This window comes from Wolbachia endosymbiont (group A) of Nomada flava, assembly GCF_964027055.1.
Lineage (GTDB): Bacteria > Pseudomonadota > Alphaproteobacteria > Rickettsiales > Anaplasmataceae > Wolbachia > Wolbachia pipientis.
Genome location: NZ_OZ034725.1, coordinates 1,308,599 through 1,330,359, shown reverse-complemented (window position 1 = coordinate 1,330,359; position 21,761 = coordinate 1,308,599). Strand labels below are relative to the sequence as shown.

Below are 21,761 nucleotides of genomic sequence, written 5' to 3'. Positions count from 1 at the left end.
TAATTAATTAAATTTAAATGTAAGGAAATTTATGGCTAAAAGTACTACAGAAGACTTTTTTAATTTTAAGATAGATCACGGGGTAACTCAGCTAAATAACGTCATTGGGTACCCCACTCAATTGTGGCATGCAGCAAAAAAATATTCTGTAAATAACACTCTACCTATAGCAGCAGTGAATACTTGGCTTCAATTTTCTCTAGCTTACGTAACTGCAATGGCAATAACCCTTAACGATTTGAGCTTTATTGCTACTTTTAACCCAACATTAATGCCAACTTACTTTCTGGTTTCTGTTATTCTTGGAGTGGTTTTATTAACCTCTCTTGCTCTAAGATATATATACAAGCAAGAAATAGAAAATGAGAAATCAAAAGATGGTGATAGCCCAATAGATATAAAAATTCGAGGTGGAAAAAGTGATGAAATAAATGAGATTGCCCAAAATGCATTAACAATAGAAATTATTCCTGATTTGGTCGATAAAAAGCAAGGTTTTTCAATAGTTTTACCAATCTCTGAAAAACAGGGAGAAATATTAGAAAACAAAAGACAAGAGAATAGAAATAAAGTTATTTTGCTTGCTGTGTCATATGTGCTGAGCGGTCTAATTGTAGCTGGTGCATTGATACAAAATAAATTTAGTTTTGCCAATGTTCAGGGCTGGGCAGAATGGGGTTTCATTGCATTCGTGAGTGCTGTTTTCATCGCTGGAGTATGTATAGCATTAAGTAAGTTAAAAAATAATGAAGTAAATAACGCACATAATATCGTTAAAAAATTTAACAATGTGGATATTCTACTCCCATTTAGAAGTGGTACGATTGTATCGGTAATGGAAAACAAATTTGAAAGTAAAGAGGAGAATGATCCTATATCTCGATTGATAAAATTACTTGATAAGCACTTGAATGAATTCACAGATAAAATAAGTGATTTATTTGATAAGTTCTTAGATGAAGCTAAAACATCTATTGATGAAAAACTTTTAGAACCTGCAAATAATGAAATTCAAGAAACACTTGTTCATCTACAAGGAATTAGAAAAGACATCAAAGAAGATTTAGATAAGCTACATTTAGATGAGTTGCATGAGAAAATCTCGGCCGTTTTAAATGAAGCTAAACAGCTGACAAAAAAAGCAAATTTACTAGATATTGAAGGTACTTTTTCTAGGTTTGAGAATGCTATTAAAATTGCTAAAGATAAGATTGAACGATTTGAACCAAGCCGCTTTGTAGGCTGGTTTCGATCAACTACGCAGTCTAATGATAACGAGTTCCTCGATATGTTGAAAAAGAAACAAGAAGAAGTAGAAAAGATAAAAGAAGAAGCAGAAAAGATAAAAAAGGAATCGGAGGAGAAATTAAAAAAAGTAACCGATAAACTAGAAGAATTAAAAAATAAACAAACTCAATCAAATGAATCTAATAGCAGTTTAGAGTCTGAAGGTAGTACTACTGCTACTCCTCTTGACAAACAGCGAGATGAAGAGAAAAAAGCAATAGAAAAAAATAGACTATTAAGATCAATAAAAAGGACGAAAGAACTGGAGAAAGAAAATGCAAAATTGGAAAAAGAATTACCTGAGCAAGAAGAAACAGATGAATGGAAAGAAAAAATCAACGGCAAACCAAGTGACTTTCTATATTATTTATTAGAATCTATTAAGCTGGAAGAAAAAGATAATAAAGAAAAAAAGGTTGAGGCAACATTACGAAATTTTGATAATAAAGTTACGATCCACTGGAAAGATGCCTCTCAAACAATTTGCCATATTAAAAAACAAGGTGATCTGCAAATTGAGTCTAGCGCAACAATGTTTACAGACCCAAATGTTCAAGCAGCATGGGAAATGGCGCGGGGTAAATCACTATAGATCACTCAGTAATAACCTTAAGTGTTAATAATGATAAAGAGAAATTAAGGCTAGATATCTACGTAGCTGAAAAGTGCAACATATCACGCAGTAAAGCACAAAGATTGATACAAAATGAGCAGGTGAAATTACTTGGCATACCGATAATTAATAATGATCACATAGTAAAACCAGGTGAAGAGTATATAGTACATCTCGTTCAACCTGACATATCCACATCAATTGAGCCTAATTATGACATAAAACTTGATATCGTCTATGAAGATGAGGACATTATAGTTCTGAGTAAACAAAGTGGATTAACAGTGCACCCAGGTGCTGGGACAAACAATGATACGCTTTTGAACGCAATTATCGCTCACCTTGATGTAAGACCAGGAATTGTTCATAGACTCGATAAAGATACCAGTGGACTGATGGTAATTGCAAAAAATGAAGGAGCCCATGGTTTTTTGTCTGAATTGTTATCAAACCGTAAAATAAAGCGGGAATATTTAGCAGTAGTTTGGGGAGCATTATCTTCCCAGCAGGGAACTATAGAAACTAACATTGCTCCCAAACGCGGTAATAAAGAAATGATGTGTGTTACAAAAACAACGGGCAAATTAGCAATCACTCACTATTTAGTGCAAAAAGTTATAGGACAAGTAAGCCTCGTTAAATGCACTTTAGAGACAGGCAGAACACACCAAATTCGAGTCCACATGAGCCACATAGGACATTCCATAGTTGGTGATCAAGTTTACGGAAAAAATAGTAGTAAAAGCACAAAATATGCTAAAAACTCTAGTTTTATTCGTAATTTCAATAGGCAAGCACTACATGCTTATACACTGGGCTTATATCACCCAAAAAGCAAGGAATACATGGAATTTGTCTCTGATTTACCGCAAGATATAAAAACTTTAATTGGTGAGTTTGACAACATATCTTAATAACATTCGTATTAACCTGTCAATATTATCATCCATGTTATCAGGAAGTTAATTAATGAAAGAAAAACTGCTGCACTACCTAGATCTTTCACCTTTTTTGAAAGTATGTGTTGTTCACTGGAAATACGCTCAATTGTTGTTTCAAAAGCAGTGTTAACAATTTCCACAATTAACACCAGGAATAGGCTGCTTATCATTACTGCACGTTCTAGATTACTTACATCCAAAACAAACAAAGTTGAAACACATACTATAAAAAGTAGTAACTCCTGTCTGAACGCAATTTCTGATATAAAAGCTGATTTTATTCCTTCACAAGAGTATTGAATTGCTTTTATTAGACGAATAATGCCCTTCTTCATTATTATTCACAAAACCCTTTAATCAAAATTTTAACTCATTTGGATTTGCTACACCCTATAGCATTTTTATCATTTGTTCACCCTATTGGTTTTGAAATTAAGATTTACTGCAACTACAATAAGTACTCTTATCATCACATTTTGGTGTTAAGTCGGGATAGAACGTGAGTATGGCATCATTCTTTCTTACAAACACTGATTGATAATTGTCATCTTCCATTTTATATAGGCACATTCCATCTTTTCCTAATTCCTTAAACGCCTTAGTTGCAAAAATTAAAATATCATCAGCATGAAGGTTATATGCATATCCATTTGGACACTTAACTTTTACTTTTCCATCCTTGCCCAAATATTTCATTCCAAATGTATAAATTGGCGGCTTAATATCTGATTTATTGCACAGGGATTCATCATTCCAAATCGCACCTGCCCATTTATCTTCTTGAGCTTCAACATATCTACCTACAAAATGCATACCACCTAATTTATCATTTGGCTCACCACAAAAAATATGTCCAAACCCTATAGTTTCTTTTTCACTTCCACTATTTGTAAACCAAATGTTAGCCAGTTCATCTTTAAATAACTCCAAATCCGCATCTGGCGTAATCACTTGATGATTAAGCTTATCATATATTCCTTTCACTACTTCTTGATGTTGCGGACAACTAAGTAAAATTTTGAAATCTTCTTTCTCTGGATGTGCTCCCCAATCTCCACAAACTTTCAACGCTCCTCTATCGAAGTCAGTTAATTCTGGAAACGGTGGCATATAACCTGGTTGTGAACTGAAAAATGGTTCAAAATTGACCTCAACATTTTCTTCTACATAGCTGGTGTGAAAATAATGACCCTTAATATAAAAAATAAATCCTATTATTGGTATTATTAAACACAAAATTAGTTTAACTGTCTTCGACATAATCACGTTCACAAAAAAGCTAACTTACAAGAAACAATTTAAAAAAGTTTTAATCTAATCATTTTTGCAGAGCAGCAACTCCTGGCATTTCGTCACCACCCAGCCAACTTAAAAACGCTCCTCCACCAGTGGAAGCATATGTAAAATCCTTATCGGTAAAGCCTGCAGCGCTTATTGCAGATAGACTATCGCCTCCCCCTATTATGCTGGTTAACTTTCCTTTGTGCGTTAAGTCACTTACGATTTTCATTACCCCTATTGTACCACTTGCAAAAGCTGAATGTTCAAAAACACCAATAGGTCCATTCCACAGCAGAGTCTTACTGCTTGCTATTATACTGCTTATTGTACTCAAAGTTTGTGGTCCGATATCCAAAATTATATCACCGTCCAAAATGGACTCAGTTCTTCTTGAAATACTAGTGCTGTAATCAGAGTTTACTGCAACCAGAACGTCTTCTGGCACAACTATTTTGCAATTGTTTTTATTTGCTGTTTCAACAATATTATGTAGAAGGTCGTCAACACCATTTTGAAAGAAAGATTTCCCTATATTTACTTTGCTAAATGACAAAAAATTATTGGCTATTGCACCACCTAGAACTAGGTAATCAACCTTTTCTGTTAGCTTCATAAGCACTTTTATTTTAGTTGATATTTTAGCTCCCCCAACTATCGCAGTAATAGGTTTAGCTTTAAATGATACAGCTTTTTCAAGATACTTTAGCTCATCTTGCAAGCAAAATCCCGCGTAAGAAGGTAAAAATTCTGTAATGCGTGAAATAGAAGCGTGAGCTCTGTGAGAGCAAGAAAATGCATCATTTACATATATATCCGCTAGAGATGCTAATTGTCTGGCAAAGTTTGCATCATTCTCCTTTTCCCCTTCATAAAATCTTAGATTCTCCAGTAATATTATATCTCCTGCATCCATAGCACTCACTGCTTTTTGCACTTTTTCACCAACGCAATCATCAATGAATTTCACTTTTTTATTTAGTAACTGTGATAAAGTGTCAATTATATTTTTTAGCGACAGATTATCGTCTCTAGCCTTTGGGCGTCCGAAATGCGATATAATAATAATCTTTGCACTTGCATTCACTAAATACTGAATAGTAGGCAATACTCTCAAAATACGAGTGACGTCACGAATTTCTCCATCTTTTATAGGAACATTGAAGTCAACTCTGAGTAAGACGGCTTTATTGTGAAGATCGCAATTTTCTATACTAGGTATATTCATTATAAAATTGAAGCTATAAAGTCACTATACAGCAGTTTGATCTAAAGTAAAGTTTTAAGCTTACGAACGTTTAAGGAAATTTGCATGCCAAACACTTGACACTGGAACCTTATCGTCATGCCACCACGAACCGTCATACCACGATTCATTCGCGGTATCTCTAGATCCCGCTAACAAGCAGCGGGATGACGATTGTCAGGGTGTCATCCCAGCGCCCCTATGATGTCATTCAAGTAGCTGACACTGGTTCCTTTATGATGGCAGTGCCCCTATGGTGTCATTCCAGTGCTTGACACTGGAATCCAGCCTTTCCATAATCATCAAAATATTGTATTTTAACGTAAAACAGCTATTTTTATGCTCACCAACTTAATAAAATTCCTGGATTCCAGTGCCAAGCACTGGAATGACATCACAGGGGCACTGGAATGACACCTCTCTTGGGCTCTTTTAGCTATAAACATTAAGAAATTTACCAAATGAAAAAAAAGGCAAAAGAAGCCCTAGTCATTGTCTATTTTCAGTATTGGCGTTTTTTAAGTCTTAAACGCTGCAATTTAGCTGCTTTTAATTGCAACTAACCTATGCTGCAAATGTTTAAGAAATTTACTAAGCAGAAAAAAAGGCAAAAGAAACCCCGTGTTAGCTAGTTGTCACTCTCTAATCCTGCAAATCGGCGTACTATACTGTCTTAAACGACTTATAAGCGCGTTTCAGCTTATATAGGTAAAAACCCAGAAATGTTGTGAAGACATAAGGTGCACATAGTGCAAAAAATTAAAAATAAGACGCCAACTACGTTGTTTTCTTGCTGTTTAATCTGCACAGATGAAGATAACTGAATACCTTCAGTACCATGATAAGGAGGCTGGCGGAGTTTGTCAAGTAAGTTTTTCGTTTAATCCGTTTCTATGGCTTAGGTGCCCTTGACTTCCGGCTGGGTCGAATTTGTATAGCTACATTGTCAGTAAATCTAAATTGCTTTAATAATTTTGATTGAAAAATAGTTTTTCTATTATATAAATGCTACTTTAGGGTAATCAAAATGGAAGACGATAAATATAGCCTAGGTTTAAGAGTTATCCATTGGTTGATGGCTATTTTTATTATCGGTATGCTTTGCTCTGGACTTTATATGAAAAGCTTACCACTTAGCAATGAAATTAAGTTCAACATATACGCTATTCATAAGGCTTGCGGTATCACTATTCTTGGATTAATCATAGTACGCATATTTTTTCGCGTCTTTACTTATGTTCCACCACTTCCAGCAAATTTTTCTCGGTTTGTAATCAATATAAGTAAAGCAGTACACTTTGGTTTATATTCTTTGATGGTGCTAATGCCACTATCTGGCTATGTCATGTCTTCTGCTTCTGGCAAACAGATCAAATATTTTTTTCATATCCCTTTGTTGATTAATCAAAACAAAGATCTAGCTAACACGGCTAACGAGCTACATTCGATGCTTGCATATTTTATGGTACTCTTTATAATCTTACATATACTTGGCGCCTTAAAACACACATTTATAGATAAACAAAATATTTTTAAACGTATGATATAGGTTATATGTTAAGTAGCCTCTGGAAAAAAGGAACAGATTTTCTTGGCAGTGAGTTTGCTATAATGGGTGGTGCTATGAGCTGGGTTTCAGAGAGAAACTTGGTCTCAGCAATCTCAAACGCTGGTGGTTTTGGTGTGATTGCATGTGGTGCAATGTTCCCAGACTTACTGGAAAAAGAAATCATAGAGACACAAAAATTAACTAACAAGCCATTTGGTGTAAACCTAATTACTATGCACCCAAAGTTGAGTGAGTTGATAGATGTGTGTATTGAAACGAAAGTGAGCCATATAGTGCTTGCCGGTGGACTGCCAACAAAGCCTAATATAGAAAAAATCAAGGGTGCAGGCATTAAAGTTATGTGCTTTGCACCAGCATTAAGCCTTGCGAAAAGGTTAGTAAAAATGGGAGTAGATGCATTAATAATAGAAGGAATGGAAGCAGGTGGGCATATAGGTCCAGTTAGCACTTCTGTTCTTGCACAAGAGATATTGCCTCATTTTAAAAATGAACAAATACCAGTGTTTGTTGCAGGTGGAATAGGAAGAGGTGAAATGATAGTTAATTACCTGGAAATGGGAGCAAGTGGCTGTCAAATAGGTACATTATTTGTCTGCACTAATGAGTCAATTGCCCACAAAAATTTTAAGGAAGTGTTTATTAAATCGGCCGCACGTAATGCAATACCTTCTGTACAGATAAGTGCTGATTTTCCTGTAATTCCTGTAAGAGCTATAGCCAACAAAGCAAGCGATGACTTCATGAAGCGTCAAAAAGAAGTTATTGATGAATACCAAAAGGGACAGATCTCAAAAGAAGATGGGCAGCTTGAAATAGAAAAGTTCTGGGCTGGAGCTTTAAGAAGGGCAGTGATTGAAGGAGATGTTGAAACAGGATCTTTAATGGCCGGTCAAAGTGTTGGCATGGTTGATAGGGAAAAGCCTGTGAAAGAAGTGATAGATATATTAGTTCAACAAGCAAACAATCATATTGAACGCAAATCTGTAGAAGTAGAAAGCCCAGAAAGCAAATAGTTAAGCGACCTTCCAATAAGCAAGTTGCCGCAATTATTTATAATATGGCATAATTGCCCAGTTTTAATGTAAAATTAACGCTAAAGAGGTATCTATACATTTTGTTATGTATGGAGGAGTCTATGCTAAGTTCTAAAAAAGATATTAACCAACAATTGCACGACACTATATACAAAAAGGTAACAAAAAAAACACATAATCATGAAAGCCCAAAAAAAAATGGAGATGGAACTATCAAAAAATGCATAGAGTTGTTCAAGAAAGAGGCTAATCCTAATGTATTAATTGAATTAGAAAAATCACTGAAAGAGCAAGAAGAATCTTATAATTATTACACCAAAAAATTTCTTCCAGTGTTGGAAACAGAAGTAATGAAATTAGAGGTCGAGCTTTCAGTATCTAACAATGAAAGAGAACAATTACAAAGATCACCAACAAGAAGAGGGAAAATATTAGAAATAATTTCAGGGATTATTAAAAGGAGCAGCAATAAAGATTCAAAAATAGAAGAACAACCTATTAATTCCATAAAAAAAGAGATCCCAGTGTCAAGCACTGGGATGACAGAAAATAATGTAGAAAGTCCAACTAAAGAAGAAGTATGTGCTAGTAGCTCAGATAGTGGAGTAAGTTCATGCAAACCGAGTGAAGAAAGTTTAGAATCACCAATAAGTAGTAGAAGGAGCAGTATGAGCTCAATATTAAGCTCTGCTGGAGAAAATAACGATCCACAAAAAGAAGATACTGGGAATCAAAAGCAACTAGAGCAGACTGCAGAAGAAGAGCCACAGGTGTCATCCCAGTGCGTGACACTGGGATCCAGAGAAAAAGAAAGTATGGATCCAAATAGTCAAACTACTCAGATGACAGGCAGCCAGGCAAAAGATTCAATGCAACCCGAAGAAAAAAGGGACAGAAAAAACGCCATTACAATCGTGCAGAAATTTCCTTTGAATAAGAAAAAGGGTGAAGATACTCCACTTGAAAAACAACCCAATAACAGAAATCTTCACGTTGCACTTGTAGCAGGTTGTGCTCTCTCCACAATAGGGTGCATTGTTGCAGGAGCAATGACATCAGGATTGATAGGAGCAGGACTACTTGCTATGGCTGCAGTGTTTGCTATAGCAGCAGTAGCTGAATTGCATTCAAACTTCCTATCAAGTAAATTAACATCCATTAATGTGAGTCCTCTTGTTGATGATAAAGAGCTTACAGCATGTTCACAGCGGTAAAAATTAAATATGTGTTACTTGTAGTGGATAAGTGAATTCAGTTCTTGCCTATTGATATAAAAGTTGTTATATTTGAAGAATGTTTAAAAGGTGTTTAGTTGATGCGCATTCAATTGAATAAAGTTTTGGTTTTTATAGCCTTATTAAGTTTCATTTTTGCATCATATTCTAGCGAAGCAAGTTCGGTGAGTGATGAGTTAAAGGATGTACAAGAAACGGTAAAAAATTTTATTTCTTTATTTTCAATTAAAGATACTGTAGAAAATATGAGTCCTTCAACAATCATAGGGTTGTGTATAGCTGCGGTGATACTTGCAGTAGTGTTCAGAGGTCTAATCTTTTTTATGATAATGTTTGGTGTACTGGTCCTGATGTTCGGTAGTACAGAAAAGGCAACAGACTACTTAAAAGAAAAATTTAACTTTGCAAAAGATATAAAATTACAATCCGATAGCGAAAAAAAAGATAAAAATTAAGATAGTATTTTTATCTTTTTTAATTATCTTTATTGAATACGCATATGCAGCTAAAAGTACCAGCGATTAACTCTAAGTTTGAAAAAAAGAACAACTTAGCATTACTAGAAAGCATCGATTTAGATTTTGTTCCTTATGCTTGTCATTACGATGAAGAAACCATACTAACAAAACAGGGAGAATTGTTAAAAATAATCAAGTTAGAAGATTATTCTTCTGTTGATAACTACAGCGACCTCAGAACTGAAATTAGAAAAAGCATATCAAAAAATATTAATAGCCTGTATTTTACCGTTTGGATTCATACCGTTAGAAAGCGCAATAAACTGAGCTTGAAATGGAATAAAACTGAAGACTTCTCTGACAACCTACATTCAACGTGGTTTAATAAACTAACTGATAGTAAATTACAGTATATAAATGAACTATATATTGTAATATTGTTTAGCGATTTTGGCAAGCATACTAATAATTCGTTTTTTTTCAATAGAATAAAGAATAAGCATAAGTTGTCTTTACAAGAAAGCCATCAGGAGTTGCAAAAGATAACTGACTTAATTCAAAATGATTTAGAACCTTTTGGAGCTAAAAAACTGGGTCTAAGGTTTAGTGAAGGTAAAATATATTCTGAAATGATAGAATTTCTCCACTATATTGTTACATTAACGCACAAAGATTATCCAATACATGAAAGGGACCTGTCGCAATATATTAGAAATTTTAAAATAGCTTTTGGTTTCAATACGTTTCAAACAATATTTGAAAATCAACAGAAATTTGGCTCTATTTTCAGCATAAAAGAATACCGGGAAATCTCTTTAGGTAATATAGATAGATGCTTGCAGCTTGAATCTGAATTTATCATTACAGAAATAATGATATTTACTAGTAATAATAAAGCAATAAAAGAATTTAAAAAACAAATCAACATGCTGCAAATTAGTGAGGATAATACCTTACTTAAAAGCTCAGGAATTGAAGAAATAATAGAGCTTGAAAAGACCTCTAGTATAGACTTCTGCCAACAGAAAATTATTTTTACAATATTTGCAGATGATAGGAATAAGTTAGCTGAAAGTATTAGTGATTTATCTTCTATAATGTCATTAGTTGGCTTCATGATGTTTAGAACTGATTTACATATGGAAAGTCATTTTTGGGCACAACTTCCAGGCAATTTTGCTTTTATTACGCAACCGAAAAATATCTTAACAAAATACGCTTGCAGCTTTGCTATGCTGCACGATTTTACGTCAGGTACATTAAAAGGAAGAAGGTGGAAAGAAGCGGTAATGATTTTTTTCTCAAAAAAAGGAAATCCTTACTTCTTTAATTTTCATGGAAAAAGAAATAATGGCCATACTACGATACTCGGAGCTCCAAATTCAGGCAGAACTTCACTCATTAATTTTCTATTATCAGAATCAAGAAAGTTTAACCCAAGAATTGTCATATTGGATAACACTGGAAAATCAATAATTTTTACTAAAGCAGTGAGTGGTAAATATTACATAATCGATCCAAAATATAAGGACAAAAGCCTAAAATTTAATCCACTAAACATTGAAGATAGTGCTTCCAATCGCAATATGTTGGTTGAACTGATCAGAAGAATGGTAGCCGATACGAGCTTGGTGGACGTAGAAGAAAAGATAAGAAAAATTGTGGATTCTATATTTGCTATACCCAAGGAATCACGTTCTATTTCACAAATTTCTGAGGTGCTCTTGCTCCTTGGGGGTAAGATAAGTAGATGGTGTGACGATGGTGACTTTGCTTACTTATTTCAAGATGGTGATGAATCAGATATTGACTGGGAAACAAAAATTATATCTCTCAACACCGCAAACCTTACAAAAAAAAAGGAATGTATGTCCGTGATACTTTACTATTTTTTATATTCTTTTGAGGCAAAATGTGATGGCTCGCCTGCAATACTTGTTTTGGATGAAGCATGGGAGATAAGTAATATTTTTCCTACAGAGAAAGAGTTTGATAACTGGATGCAAAGAATGACGGAACTAAATGTTGTAGTAATCCTAAGTACTGAGAATTTAAATCTCGCATTTGCTAGCAAATTTACTCAATATTTAGATAAACATGTTGATACAAGAATCTTGATGCCGAACGTCAATGCAAATAGATTATACATGAAGGCATTTTCTCTATCGAAAGAGGAGCTGAATATAATTCTGCAGACGCCAACACAGGAAGGTTTATTTTTGATAAAACAGTACAAAGGATTAGTAACCTTAAATCTGGATTTGAAGGATATGCAAGAAATACATGTACTTTCAGCTAACAAAGAGACTATAAAGTATATGTATGAGGCAATAAAAGAAAAAGGAGAAGAAGTTAATGAGTGGTTACCGGTATTTTATGAGAAGTGTAAAGCTTAATTTCTTATTGATATTTTTTTTGATACTTGGTCTTTCGTATCAAGGATATGCTGATTGTCCAACATTTGTAGAAAGTAATACTTGGTGGGAAGCAATAGTTGGTGGAGATTGGGTAAAGGAAATTAAGGTGCAAGCAATAAAAGATCAAGGAGTTGATGGTTACTTTAATCCCAAAATTAGAGTATGTGCTTATGATGGACAAAGTTATTGTTATGACTTACAAAGTGGGGAATCCTGCCGCCAGATATATGGAACGCAAGGTACAGGAGCTGGAGTTTCTGCTGCAGCTTTTATTGATTGGGAAGGGGATAAAACAAAAGCTGGAGGAGAAATTGCTCGGGGTCTTAAATGGGAATGGGCAGACGGTGTTACTGATGAGGAAAAAAGAAGATTCGCTAACTCTCCTAAAATATGTGCTTGCAGTCAAAAAGGGGCTTGTATGTCAGGAATTTCTTCATGGGGTTCTAGAGTATTTTCGGGTGAGAATATTTTTCGTCCTGGGGAGATGGAAAAAGTCTGTGATACCTGCTACCAAACGGCAGTAAAATGTGCTCCCGTGCCACTTGCACCTAGCCCCCCTCCATTTTGCGAGCAACTTGCAATGTCACCTCCACAAGTTAGAATTGTTCCTATAACAGATAAAGATAATGATTACTTCAACCCTAAAGTTAAGGTAATAGCTGGTGATCTAATAGAAGAAGACGGAAAGATTGGAAAAGAATTAGATTTCCCTAAAGGGTATGGAGAAAATAAAGCTGAGTGGCGCTCTATTTTAGACAAAGATGGCATCACGTACTACTTCAAAACTTATAGAGAAAAAGATAAGCTCTGTGCTGAATACCTTGGAACTCAAAGTATAGATGAAAAAAATCCACAGTTCATCCGCTGCTTCCCGGCACCACCTGCTCCAGAGCCTGAAGTAGTAGAAATAGTACAAAGTAACGCGTCTGGAAAGCAGAGTGACACGTTAAAGATAAGAATGAAGATGAGCAAGAGCGCTTGTACTTATGAAGCACGTGGAACCTACAGTGATGGTTTATGTACTTTTAATGTTAATACCGACCACAAACATCCTGTAAATATTGGTCCTCTATCTTTAAAAGTGGTAAAACCAGCAATAGTAGCAAAAACGACTGATAGTAATAACAAAAAAAGTTATATTGATAATATTATAGAAGGTATATTAGAAAGTAATCCGCAACAATTTAAAGTTCTGAAAGAATATGGCTATGTTCCTGATATTGAAACGGAATGTAAAGAGTTTCAGGGGAATAAGTGCAAATTGAACAACTTAGGACAACCAGAAATAGAAGTAAAGTATAAAGGAAATTCTAACAGTAAAATGCTTTGTCTTTCTGGATGGCAGCCAGAACCAGAGGAGTTTGTTCTTGAAAGAGAAAATAAAATAATACCACTAAAATTAATGGGAACAAGATATACTAAATACAATTCTGTTTATTCAAAGGAATCAAATCAGTTCTATTATCTTCCAAGCAAGGAAATAGGTGACCTTTTGAAAAGACCTCAAAATCAGTTGGATAAAATAATATTTAATAAGCAAGGGTATGTTTTCTTCCCTGACAACAATAAACAGGAAAAGGGGAAATGCAGTTACTGTGTAAAAAGAAATGATGAGATAGACGATACATTTAAATCTAGTAAAGGACTGAAAGTAGTGTACAAATTGACGGATGTAGAGCATAGAGAAAAATGTAATCAAGGTGATGATGGTTGTATCTGCTTTACTGGAACATGCAGCCGTTCAACACGATATGTAGACAAAGAAAACACTCAACCTTTTTATACAAAGATTTCACAAAATACAAATGGCGTTGTCACGCAACCAGAAGCACCAATAAAAGCAAACAGAACGGAGGTCTTTTACGCTGATAAATTGTGTAGGTTCGATTTAGAAGGTCTCAAAAAGAAATTAAAAGAAAAATTAAAAGAGATAATCAAGGAACAGCTGAAAAATAAGAAACCAGATCTTGAAAAAAATAATGAAAAATCCTATGATCATAAAAATAAAGATGTTTATACAGATGACTTATCAATAAAATTTGATCGTATTAAAATAGAAGCGTGGGGAAGTGGTGAAGCAGGTCATATACAAGGTAGTGGCTGTGACAATCAAAAATGCCATTCTACTGAAAGCAGAGTAGGGATGCCAGGAGATTATATTAAAGCTAAACTGAAAATCGATCCTAATTATCCTATAATTAAGGTGCAAGTCACAGAGGGAGGGGGTAACCAGGAAAGTAACCTCTCAGATAAGGACGGGGGACCTGTTTTCATAGAAATGTGCAATTCGCAGAAGCAACATTGCCAGCAACTGATTACTGTTGCAGGTGGAGGTGAGTATAGAACATACGGTGGTAAGGGTTATGAGGAAACAGTAATTCATAAGCAAGATTTAAAGCTAGAGGAGAAAATTGTAAAGGCAGATAAACTGAAGTCTACACAAGACAATCGAATAGCATATATAGAAAATGGTGAAATCAAGTATGAAACAGTAGAGTGTGGAAGTGGTTTGAGAAGCAGTAGATCTGGTGCAGGTGGCTGCATTAATAAAAGCAAAGGAATTTATGGTAAAGGCTCTCCAGGGTATGTGAAGATTAGACCTATTATAAAGGAATTTGACGAAGAAGAAATAAATGCTGCTATTAAAAAAGTAATAGAGGATCTATACGATCTTGAAACTATGACTGATTTTTGGGTAGGGGATCTTAACGTGAATATAAGTGGGATAATTAAAGAGGAAATCAAAAAAGAATTATCAAGGTAAAAAGATATAGCTCTGGAAATGATGCTCTTGTTTTAATAATTAATTAAAGTAAAGCATGTAGTAAATGGTGTAATTGCTGTATCTTAACAAAAAGGTATAACGAATGTAAGAGGAGGGTGCTTTATGTCTCTAAAGAATAAAATTTCTGAGTTAATAGAACAACAATTTAGCATTAAATACCATGACAATTATTTGGCTTACACTATACATAATTGGGCTGCAAGCGAAATATCTGATTCTATTACTTTTTGCATAATTGGTTGTGGAAATTGCAAGATTGGATATCAAGATGTTGCAAAGTCATTCAACATAACAAAAGAAGAAATTGACCAAGGTAATATTGCAAGCATAGAAAGTAAAATAAAAAGTGAAGCTGAAAAATCAGGTAGCGAGTTTTCTGAGTTGATTTCTAGAATGGATCAATCGCTAAAAGAGCAGAGTGAAAAGTCTATTGTACAAATTTTAGATTCATCCGCTGAGGAGATGTTAAGGAGTTTCTGTGATAGCCCTGTACAGTCTCCAGAGCCTCAAGAACCCTCTGCTTCATCTGAAGAGCATGCTACAGAAGGCCCAGAAACTAGTGTTAATTCAGATCTTTTGTCAACCTAATCAACCCCATATATATGTTTTTTTTGTACCCATGCTTTGCGTTTTGGGGTGGAAAGAAAGCACCATTCTTCGTTGCATTTTTCTATCTTCATCACAACAAACTTGTCTATTTTCATAGTAATCTTGCTGTCTACACTCTGTTTTTGATATCCATAAGTATCTTCTTTTACAATCGCGTAGCGCTTATCACTAAGAAGATTGCCTTTTATCCATCCGCAGTCTTCATCTATATCGCAGACCTTTTTCCAACTCCCAAACTCTTCTATCACTTTCAGGGGCAGATTTTTGCAAGTGTATATCCATTTTACAGGATAGTGAAATCCTGGTCCCGTTCTCATGTTGATCTTATTTGATTTTGTTGAAACAAAGTTGCTAGCAAACAAGCTAGGGCTAAATAATAAAAACAATAGGATAATAGTACTGCCCAGTGTCACGCACTGGGATAACGTGAGGGATAGTGTAACAGACTTATTCATCATAATTCACGATTAGGTTGACATAAGATAAAGAGTAAATTAAAAATTGAATAGATCTTTAAATGCAAAATCAATGCCTATAGAAATATTAATGCCTGCTCTTTCACCGACAATGAGCAAAACTGGAGGAAAAATTGTAAAGTGGCATAAAAAAGAACAAGACAAAGTTGAAGTAGGCGATGTAATTGCTGAGATAGAGACTGATAAAGCCATAATGGAGTTTGAATCTATAGATGAAGGAGTTTTAGCAAAAATTTTAGTAACAGAAGGAACAAGTGGCGTGCCTGTAAATCAACCAATAGCTTTAATGCTGGAAGAAGAAGAAGATGAAAGTGCACTTAACAACTATACTTCAACTTCCATCAATAGTGCAGTTAAAAAGGAAGTGACAAAAAGTGCTGTTGATAATCAAAAATCAGAACACCAAGATTTAAACGGAAAGCCAATAAGTTATTCTTCGGTGTCATTCCAGCGCGTGACGCTGGAATCCAACCCCTCAATGTCATCCCAGTGCTTGACACTGGGATCTAGAAAAGAAGAATGGATCCCAGTGTCAGCTACTCAGATGACAGAGGGTTATGCAGAAGGTAGAACAAAAATAAGCCCATTAGCTAAGAAAATAGCTCAAAATGAAGGGGTTAATGTGCAGCAATTAAAAGGTACAGGACCATATGGTCGCATAATTAAGGCTGATGTGTTGGAGTTTTTAGGCAGTGGTATACATACTGAAAGTCCTGAGAAAGATACCATAGTTGAAGTAAGCAACATGCGCCAAGTGATAGCACAGCGCCTGACTGAATCAAAACAGAATGTTCCACATTTTTATTTAACTGTAGACTGCCAGGTTGATAAGTTAATATCGTTAAAAAACGAGATTAACTCAGCAGATGAAAACAATAAAGTAACAATTAATGATCTAATCATAAAAGCTGCAGCTTTCAGCATGAAAAAATTTCCTGATATAAATTCTTCGTGGATAGATAATAAAATACTTAAATACTCGAATGTAGATATTTCAATTGCTGTGGCACTTGAAGATGGGCTAATTACTCCTATAGTAAAAAATGCTGATAAAAAGGGTATTTTATCTATATCAAAAGAAGTGAAAGATTTAGTAAGCAGAGCAAGATCTGGAAAATTGAAACCTGAAGAGTTTCAAGGAGGAGGGTTTACTATCTCCAACTTAGGGATGTTTGGTATAAAAGCCTTCAGTGCTATAATCAACCCACCGCAGTCTTGCATAATGGCAGTTGGTGCATCCAAAAAACAACCAATTGTTATAAATGAGAAAATAGAGATAGCAGAAATAATGACAGTAACACTCTCTGTTGACCATAGGACGGTTGATGGAGCACTCGGAGCAAAATTTTTAAACGCCTTTAAGCATTATATAGAGAATCCTCTGGCGATGCTTATTTGAAACCTGTTAGCATCGTTATTACAAAATTAATACCTCTAAGTTTATAATTCTACTAGTTAATAGGCTTAGAGGTAAAAAAATGAATACTACAGTAGAAAAAAACAATCCAAAAATTTTTCCTAAAAATGAAGGAAAGATTAACTCAAAAGGCATGGTTGCCCCACAGGTAACACCAAGAGCACCAGAGACCAAGTTATCGTTGCAGAATGAGTTAGAAAAAATAGTAAAGCTTAATCCACCTGTTCCTCCGAAATCTTCCCAAGCTAAATTTGCTGGAATAAAAGCGATTTTTGAGCGAAATGCACCTCATTCTCAAGCAAATGATAGTAATAAAACAGTAAGTAGCAATCTTGGAAGAACATTTGGCCCAACAATGCAAAAACTCATGGAAGACAACATTCATAGCACTCCTAACAAACAACGCCGTGATTCAGGGGATAGTGGTATCAGTGATATTAGTAGCAGCACTTCTGATGATGAGGATAGAACAATAAAAGATAAAATGATGGAAAATGTTAAGCAGGATAACCATCAAAAAAGCTTTGATTTACATAAAGTACAAGCAACTGATGAATTAGAAACCGTAAAATTTCTCAAAACGCTAAGCAAGAAAGAAAGAGAAAAACTTGGTTTTTCTCCTAAACAGCAAAATAACCAAAAGGTTGAGACTAGCAAAAAAACTTATAATCCACTTGATTGGAATCCAATCTATCAAGGTAAAAAGCTCTTTAGCTTAGGCAATATGTCGAGTAATTCGTCTTCATGTAGTGAAAAAAGCAATATTTCAGATGTAAGCGATAAGTCTAATAATTCAAACATTGTTAGATGTAATATTACTAGGAGTAACAGTAAGGAAGACCTTCGTAAACCTGATGCTTCACATAATGACAAATCTGCAGGTAAAAAATTATCTAATGTCAATGTAAGCGAATTAATCAGAAAGTTTGAACAAGGTAATGACATAGTAAAAGGGCGTTAATCAAATGTTACCCTATCTTTGTATATGTAAAGGTAGGGTATCTTTTCAAAATAGTATATCCTTTATAGCTTTGTTAATTTTTGACTCCCTCTCTGCAAAAGCAGTTTCTAGAGAGGTTTTAAGTTTTTCCCATTCTTCTTGACCATTTAGAACTAAAGATTTATATTCATTTTCAATTTTTTCCAATGCTCTTTGATATGAAAAACCTAATTCCTCATATATATCAATATTTATCGATTGCAGTATTACCAAAAATGAAAACAAATTCGGATCAGGTAATTCTTCTCTTGTGTGATTCAGAAGACACAGCTTTATTTTTTTTACGCAGTATTCTATTGTTTTTAACGATAGTGACAGGCTTTCTGCATAAAATATAAAACTATCTACAATCAAATTTTTTGACTTTTTCGGTAATTTAATATTTTCAAATAGTTCTTTTGTAAATTTTTCTATCGGTTGTTTTGGTAAATGTAAAGAGAGACCAGTAAAAGATTTTAGGTCAAAATTTGGTCCAAGTATTGTGCTGATTGCTCTTTGTACATTACTCTTATCTTTACTTACAGGAATAATGAAAACCAGCCCCTCCACATCAAGCATATACTTTATAGATTCCAAAAAATCGACAACAAATTTAGGACGGCACACATCAAGATTATCCACCATTATATAAATGTTTTTGTCTTTTCTGATTTTATTAACCACATCCGCTAACTGTGTTTTAAAATCTCTAGTACTCTCTTTTCTTCTTTGGAGAAGACTTAATTCACTCAAGACAAAACCTATGTCTTTTTTATCAGCCTCTTTTGCAGCATCAAGAAATACTGAAAGCATAGCAAGTGGAGATTTACTGATCAGCTTTCCTAGTGTGTTTAGAGAAAATAGCTCTTGGTTTATGTTCTTGAACTGTTGTATAACACTTCTTTTTACTTTATACGATACAAATAAATCTTCAAATAGGAAATTTAAAAAAGAAGGCAGTGGTTGGTCCAATGCATTGATATCCCATGCACTATAATAAGCTGCAATTTCATTTTGCTGTTTTAACTCTTTTACCCATTCTTTCAAAAAAAACGTCTTGCCCCATCCATCATATCCTTCCAAAGATATTATTGTAAAAGACTGATCAATTGTTTTAATTATATTGTTAAATTTACCTGAAAATTGCTTATAGTTTAGACGGTCATTTTCCCAAGCCACCACTTTAAGTGGTGGCGCTATTTCTTTCTTTTTGAATGTTATTAGCGATATAAGTTTTTTTAAGCACATGTCTTATTTTATATTTAACTCATATTCTTGTCTTGAAGTAAGTGCTATCCTCAGCGTTCCTTCATCAAGATAGTCAATTTCTCCGCCCATTGGTATGCCACAAGCAAGGCGCGATATTTTCACATTCAAGTCTTTTAGCAATTGAGTTATATATTGTGCAGTAACTTGGCCCTCTAATGTTGGATTGATTGCGATAATTATCTCTTCAATTTTAGACTCCATCACTCTTTTCAGAATAGTATCAAGGTTGAGTTCTTTTGGACCTATGCCATTTATCGCAGACAATCTGCCACCCAAAATATGGTATAAACCTGAATATATACTTCCTTTTTCAAACGCCCATAGATCACCTAATTCTTCTACTACACACAGTAACTTAGTGTCACGTTTTGGGTTAGTACAAATAGAACAAGGTGATTTAGTATCTAGATTTCCGCAAACTTCACACTCTATTATAAGATCTGCTAGCTCTTTAATCAAAGATGCAAGTGGTAGCATAACTTTCTCTTTGTTTTGGAGTAAATGTATAACTAACCTGCGTGATGATGATGGCCCTAAGCTTGGCAATTTAGAGAAAGCATGAACTAGATTTTTTATGTTAATGTTCATCCAATAAATTCAGAATAGGTAGTCAAATGGTAACATCAAACCCTTTGTAAAGAAAGTGGTAAGTTTCTCTTGATCCACTTTGATTAGCTATAGAAAAAATTTTTTACTCTAACGCAAAAAATTACTTCCGCATACTTAAAGCCTGATTATGATAGACTTCTTACATAACCCAAACTAAGTAGAAAAAAGGTATCATCCAAGTAGCTGACACTGGTTCCTTTATGACGGCAGTACCTTCTCCTGTCATCCGAGTAGCCGACTACTTGGATCCAGGAAATTTAACTCTACCAAGTAAATGTACAATAAGAACTAGATTCCAGACTGGAATGACAGCAGTCCTACGTCATACCGCGATTCATTCGCGGTATCTCTAGATCCCGCTAACAAGTAGCGGGATGACGAATTACTTAACCGTCATACCACCGCGAACCGTCATACCGTGATTTATTCACGGTATCTCAGCCGCTAACACGTAGCAACTGTTCTCCCTCGTCATACCGCCGCGGTATCTCAAAGCATAGATCCCGCTAACAAGTAGCGGGATGACGAGGATGACGGTTGTCGTTTAGCTATAAACATTAAGAAATTTACCGAATGAAAAAAAAGGCAAAAGAAGCCCCGTGGTTGGCTAATTACTTACATTATACTTTCAAGTATGGCGTTTTTTTATTCTAAACGCTTAATAACCGCGATTCAGCCGCTTTTAAATGCAACTAACCTAAATTATAAACGTTAAGAAATTTACTAAACAGAAAAAAAGGCAAAAGAAACCCCTAGGGTAGCTAGTTATTCACTATCCATTTTTTAAGTTGGCGTTTTTTTATGTTTTAAACGCTTTAATAAGCGCGTTTCAGCTTATGTGGGTAGAATTTTTAAAGACATAAGGTGCACATAGTGCAAAAAATTAAACATGAGACGCCAGATACGTGAGTTTTTTTGTCATTTAATCTGTACAGAGAAGATAAATAAATAGCTTCATTCTTATGATAAGGGGGCTGGCGGAGTTTGTCAAGTAGGTTTTTCGTTTCTATGTTGTCAGCTACTTGGATGACGCCAATCTGAGTTGACTACACCAACTCACATTCAGCAAAAAAGAAAGCTATTTCCTTACGAGCGTTTTCTAGACTATCCGAACCGTGTACTCTATTTTCACTAATATCATCAGCAAAATCACCCCTGATTGTGCCTTTATCTGCCTGCTTTGGATCGGTAGCTCCCATGATTTGTCTGTATTTACTTACTGCATTTTCACCAACTAAAACTTGAACTATCACAGGACCAGAAGTCATAAATTCCACTAACTCCCCAAAAAAAGGTCTATCTTTATGAATTTCATAAAATAGCTCTGCTTGTTTTTTTGTCAGTAACATCATTTTTTGTGCTATAATCTTCAGCCCAGAGCTTTCAATATATGAATTTATCTTGCCTGTAATATTATTTTTTACTGCATCAGGTTTTAAGATTGAAAGTGTCTTCTCAATTGCCATATTATTTCCTTATATAGAATAGTACATTTATAGATTTATTTTATTACAAATTTTAATTTCATAGAAGTGATT

The 21,761-nt window shown here is 34.6% G+C and carries 20 protein-coding genes; 12 read left to right on the top strand and 8 right to left on the bottom strand.

Going from position 1 to position 21,761, the window contains the following annotated elements:
* The first annotated feature begins 31 nt into the window (after positions 1-31).
* Together AAGD70_RS06940 and AAGD70_RS06935 are read left to right on the top strand one after the other, a co-directional pair.
* Positions 32-1,879 (top strand): hypothetical protein, encoded by a 1,848-nt coding sequence (locus tag AAGD70_RS06940; protein ID WP_065095280.1) that lies wholly within the window; start codon positions 32-34, stop codon positions 1,877-1,879.
* Entirely contained in the window at positions 1,870-2,814 is a 945-nt protein-coding gene (locus tag AAGD70_RS06935) for an RluA family pseudouridine synthase (protein WP_065095032.1), read from the top strand. The genes AAGD70_RS06940 and AAGD70_RS06935 overlap by 10 nt, the downstream gene beginning before the upstream one ends.
* A gap of 11 nt (positions 2,815-2,825) precedes the next feature.
* On the opposite strand, the gene AAGD70_RS06930 is transcribed toward AAGD70_RS06935, so the two are convergent.
* From AAGD70_RS06930 to AAGD70_RS06915, 4 genes are all read right to left on the bottom strand, one after another.
* Complete coding sequence (locus AAGD70_RS06930; RefSeq protein WP_065095033.1) at positions 2,826-3,176, bottom strand: diacylglycerol kinase; 351 nt, start codon at positions 3,174-3,176, stop codon at positions 2,826-2,828.
* Between the two features lie 97 nt (positions 3,177-3,273).
* Positions 3,274-4,101, bottom strand: coding sequence for an EndoU domain-containing protein (locus tag AAGD70_RS06925; RefSeq protein WP_065095034.1), 828 nt, complete (start codon positions 4,099-4,101; stop codon positions 3,274-3,276).
* A gap of 58 nt (positions 4,102-4,159) precedes the next feature.
* Positions 4,160-5,347 (bottom strand): phosphoglycerate kinase, encoded by a 1,188-nt coding sequence (locus AAGD70_RS06920; RefSeq protein ID WP_174525396.1) that lies wholly within the window; start codon positions 5,345-5,347, stop codon positions 4,160-4,162.
* A gap of 335 nt (positions 5,348-5,682) precedes the next feature.
* On the bottom strand, positions 5,683-5,811 hold the full coding sequence (locus tag AAGD70_RS06915) for a hypothetical protein (protein ID WP_259348820.1): 129 nt from the start codon (positions 5,809-5,811) through the stop codon (positions 5,683-5,685).
* A gap of 581 nt (positions 5,812-6,392) precedes the next feature.
* Between AAGD70_RS06915 and AAGD70_RS06910 the strand changes: the two genes are divergently transcribed.
* The 7 genes from AAGD70_RS06910 to AAGD70_RS06880 all read left to right on the top strand — a co-directional run bounded on the left by AAGD70_RS06910 (position 6,393) and on the right by AAGD70_RS06880 (position 15,452).
* On the top strand, positions 6,393-6,914 hold the full coding sequence (locus AAGD70_RS06910; protein ID WP_065094760.1) for a cytochrome b: 522 nt from the start codon (positions 6,393-6,395) through the stop codon (positions 6,912-6,914).
* 5 nt (positions 6,915-6,919) lie between these two features.
* Positions 6,920-7,948 (top strand): NAD(P)H-dependent flavin oxidoreductase, encoded by a 1,029-nt coding sequence (locus AAGD70_RS06905; RefSeq protein ID WP_065094761.1) that lies wholly within the window; start codon positions 6,920-6,922, stop codon positions 7,946-7,948.
* A 122-nt stretch (positions 7,949-8,070) separates the two neighbouring features.
* A complete protein-coding gene (locus AAGD70_RS06900; protein WP_065094770.1) occupies positions 8,071-9,183 on the top strand; it encodes a hypothetical protein in 1,113 nt (370 codons plus the stop codon).
* A 101-nt stretch (positions 9,184-9,284) separates the two neighbouring features.
* A complete protein-coding gene (locus AAGD70_RS06895) occupies positions 9,285-9,659 on the top strand; it encodes a hypothetical protein (RefSeq protein WP_065095281.1) in 375 nt (124 codons plus the stop codon).
* Between the two features lie 44 nt (positions 9,660-9,703).
* Positions 9,704-12,058, top strand: coding sequence for a type VI secretion protein (locus tag AAGD70_RS06890; protein WP_065094771.1), 2,355 nt, complete (start codon positions 9,704-9,706; stop codon positions 12,056-12,058).
* Positions 12,039-14,843: a hypothetical protein gene (locus AAGD70_RS06885; protein WP_065094763.1), complete on the top strand. Its 2,805-nt coding sequence runs from the start codon at positions 12,039-12,041 to the stop codon at positions 14,841-14,843. Before AAGD70_RS06890 ends, AAGD70_RS06885 begins: the two co-directional genes overlap by 20 nt.
* A gap of 123 nt (positions 14,844-14,966) precedes the next feature.
* A complete protein-coding gene (locus tag AAGD70_RS06880) occupies positions 14,967-15,452 on the top strand; it encodes a hypothetical protein (protein ID WP_065094764.1) in 486 nt (161 codons plus the stop codon).
* Here the strand turns inward: AAGD70_RS06880 and AAGD70_RS06875 are convergent.
* Complete coding sequence (locus AAGD70_RS06875; protein ID WP_065094765.1) at positions 15,449-15,931, bottom strand: SH3 domain-containing protein; 483 nt, start codon at positions 15,929-15,931, stop codon at positions 15,449-15,451. The genes AAGD70_RS06880 and AAGD70_RS06875 overlap by 4 nt on opposite strands.
* 70 nt (positions 15,932-16,001) lie before the next feature.
* On the opposite strand from AAGD70_RS06875, the gene AAGD70_RS06870 reads away from it, so the two are divergent.
* The gene (locus tag AAGD70_RS06870; protein WP_065094772.1) at positions 16,002-17,348 is read left to right on the top strand and encodes a pyruvate dehydrogenase complex dihydrolipoamide acetyltransferase; all 1,347 of its coding nucleotides are present in this window, start codon (positions 16,002-16,004) and stop codon (positions 17,346-17,348) included.
* A 79-nt stretch (positions 17,349-17,427) separates the two neighbouring features.
* On the top strand, positions 17,428-18,327 hold the full coding sequence (locus tag AAGD70_RS06865) for a hypothetical protein (RefSeq protein ID WP_065094766.1): 900 nt from the start codon (positions 17,428-17,430) through the stop codon (positions 18,325-18,327).
* Positions 18,328-18,372: 45 nt separating this feature from the next.
* Here the strand turns inward: AAGD70_RS06865 and AAGD70_RS06860 are convergent, their stop codons facing one another.
* Both AAGD70_RS06860 and recR read right to left on the bottom strand, forming a co-directional pair.
* Complete coding sequence (locus AAGD70_RS06860; RefSeq protein WP_065094767.1) at positions 18,373-19,593, bottom strand: P-loop NTPase fold protein; 1,221 nt, start codon at positions 19,591-19,593, stop codon at positions 18,373-18,375.
* A gap of 3 nt (positions 19,594-19,596) precedes the next feature.
* On the bottom strand, positions 19,597-20,202 hold the full coding sequence (recR, locus tag AAGD70_RS06855; RefSeq protein ID WP_065094768.1) for a recombination mediator RecR: 606 nt from the start codon (positions 20,200-20,202) through the stop codon (positions 19,597-19,599).
* 221 nt (positions 20,203-20,423) lie between these two features.
* On the opposite strand from recR, the gene AAGD70_RS06850 reads away from it, so the two are divergent.
* On the top strand, positions 20,424-20,576 hold the full coding sequence (locus AAGD70_RS06850) for a hypothetical protein (protein ID WP_156517965.1): 153 nt from the start codon (positions 20,424-20,426) through the stop codon (positions 20,574-20,576).
* 693 nt (positions 20,577-21,269) lie between these two features.
* Here AAGD70_RS06850 and ndk read toward each other — a convergent pair.
* Positions 21,270-21,689 carry a nucleoside-diphosphate kinase gene (ndk, locus tag AAGD70_RS06845; protein ID WP_065094769.1) on the bottom strand — a complete coding sequence of 140 codons (420 nt, stop codon included), beginning with the start codon at positions 21,687-21,689 and terminating at the stop codon, positions 21,270-21,272.
* Positions 21,690-21,761: the final 72 nt, after the last annotated feature.

Coding starts and splice junctions, on each gene's coding strand:
- AAGD70_RS06940 (WP_065095280.1), top strand. CDS start 32: ATGGCTAAAAGTACTACAGAAGACTTTTTTAATTTTAAGATAGATCAC.
- AAGD70_RS06930 (WP_065095033.1), bottom strand. CDS start 3,176: ATGAAGAAGGGCATTATTCGTCTAATAAAAGCAATTCAATACTCTTGT.
- AAGD70_RS06925 (WP_065095034.1), bottom strand. CDS start 4,101: ATGTCGAAGACAGTTAAACTAATTTTGTGTTTAATAATACCAATAATA.
- AAGD70_RS06920 (WP_174525396.1), bottom strand. CDS start 5,347: ATGAATATACCTAGTATAGAAAATTGCGATCTTCACAATAAAGCCGTC.
- AAGD70_RS06915 (WP_259348820.1), bottom strand. CDS start 5,811: ATGTTTATAGCTAAAAGAGCCCAAGAGAGGTGTCATTCCAGTGCCCCT.
- AAGD70_RS06910 (WP_065094760.1), top strand. CDS start 6,393: ATGGAAGACGATAAATATAGCCTAGGTTTAAGAGTTATCCATTGGTTG.
- AAGD70_RS06905 (WP_065094761.1), top strand. CDS start 6,920: ATGTTAAGTAGCCTCTGGAAAAAAGGAACAGATTTTCTTGGCAGTGAG.
- AAGD70_RS06900 (WP_065094770.1), top strand. CDS start 8,071: ATGCTAAGTTCTAAAAAAGATATTAACCAACAATTGCACGACACTATA.
- AAGD70_RS06895 (WP_065095281.1), top strand. CDS start 9,285: ATGCGCATTCAATTGAATAAAGTTTTGGTTTTTATAGCCTTATTAAGT.
- AAGD70_RS06890 (WP_065094771.1), top strand. CDS start 9,704: ATGCAGCTAAAAGTACCAGCGATTAACTCTAAGTTTGAAAAAAAGAAC.
- AAGD70_RS06885 (WP_065094763.1), top strand. CDS start 12,039: ATGAGAAGTGTAAAGCTTAATTTCTTATTGATATTTTTTTTGATACTT.
- AAGD70_RS06880 (WP_065094764.1), top strand. CDS start 14,967: ATGTCTCTAAAGAATAAAATTTCTGAGTTAATAGAACAACAATTTAGC.
- AAGD70_RS06875 (WP_065094765.1), bottom strand. CDS start 15,931: ATGATGAATAAGTCTGTTACACTATCCCTCACGTTATCCCAGTGCGTG.
- AAGD70_RS06870 (WP_065094772.1), top strand. CDS start 16,002: ATGCCTATAGAAATATTAATGCCTGCTCTTTCACCGACAATGAGCAAA.
- AAGD70_RS06865 (WP_065094766.1), top strand. CDS start 17,428: ATGAATACTACAGTAGAAAAAAACAATCCAAAAATTTTTCCTAAAAAT.
- AAGD70_RS06860 (WP_065094767.1), bottom strand. CDS start 19,593: ATGTGCTTAAAAAAACTTATATCGCTAATAACATTCAAAAAGAAAGAA.
- recR (WP_065094768.1), bottom strand. CDS start 20,202: ATGAACATTAACATAAAAAATCTAGTTCATGCTTTCTCTAAATTGCCA.
- AAGD70_RS06850 (WP_156517965.1), top strand. CDS start 20,424: ATGACGGCAGTACCTTCTCCTGTCATCCGAGTAGCCGACTACTTGGAT.
- ndk (WP_065094769.1), bottom strand. CDS start 21,689: ATGGCAATTGAGAAGACACTTTCAATCTTAAAACCTGATGCAGTAAAA.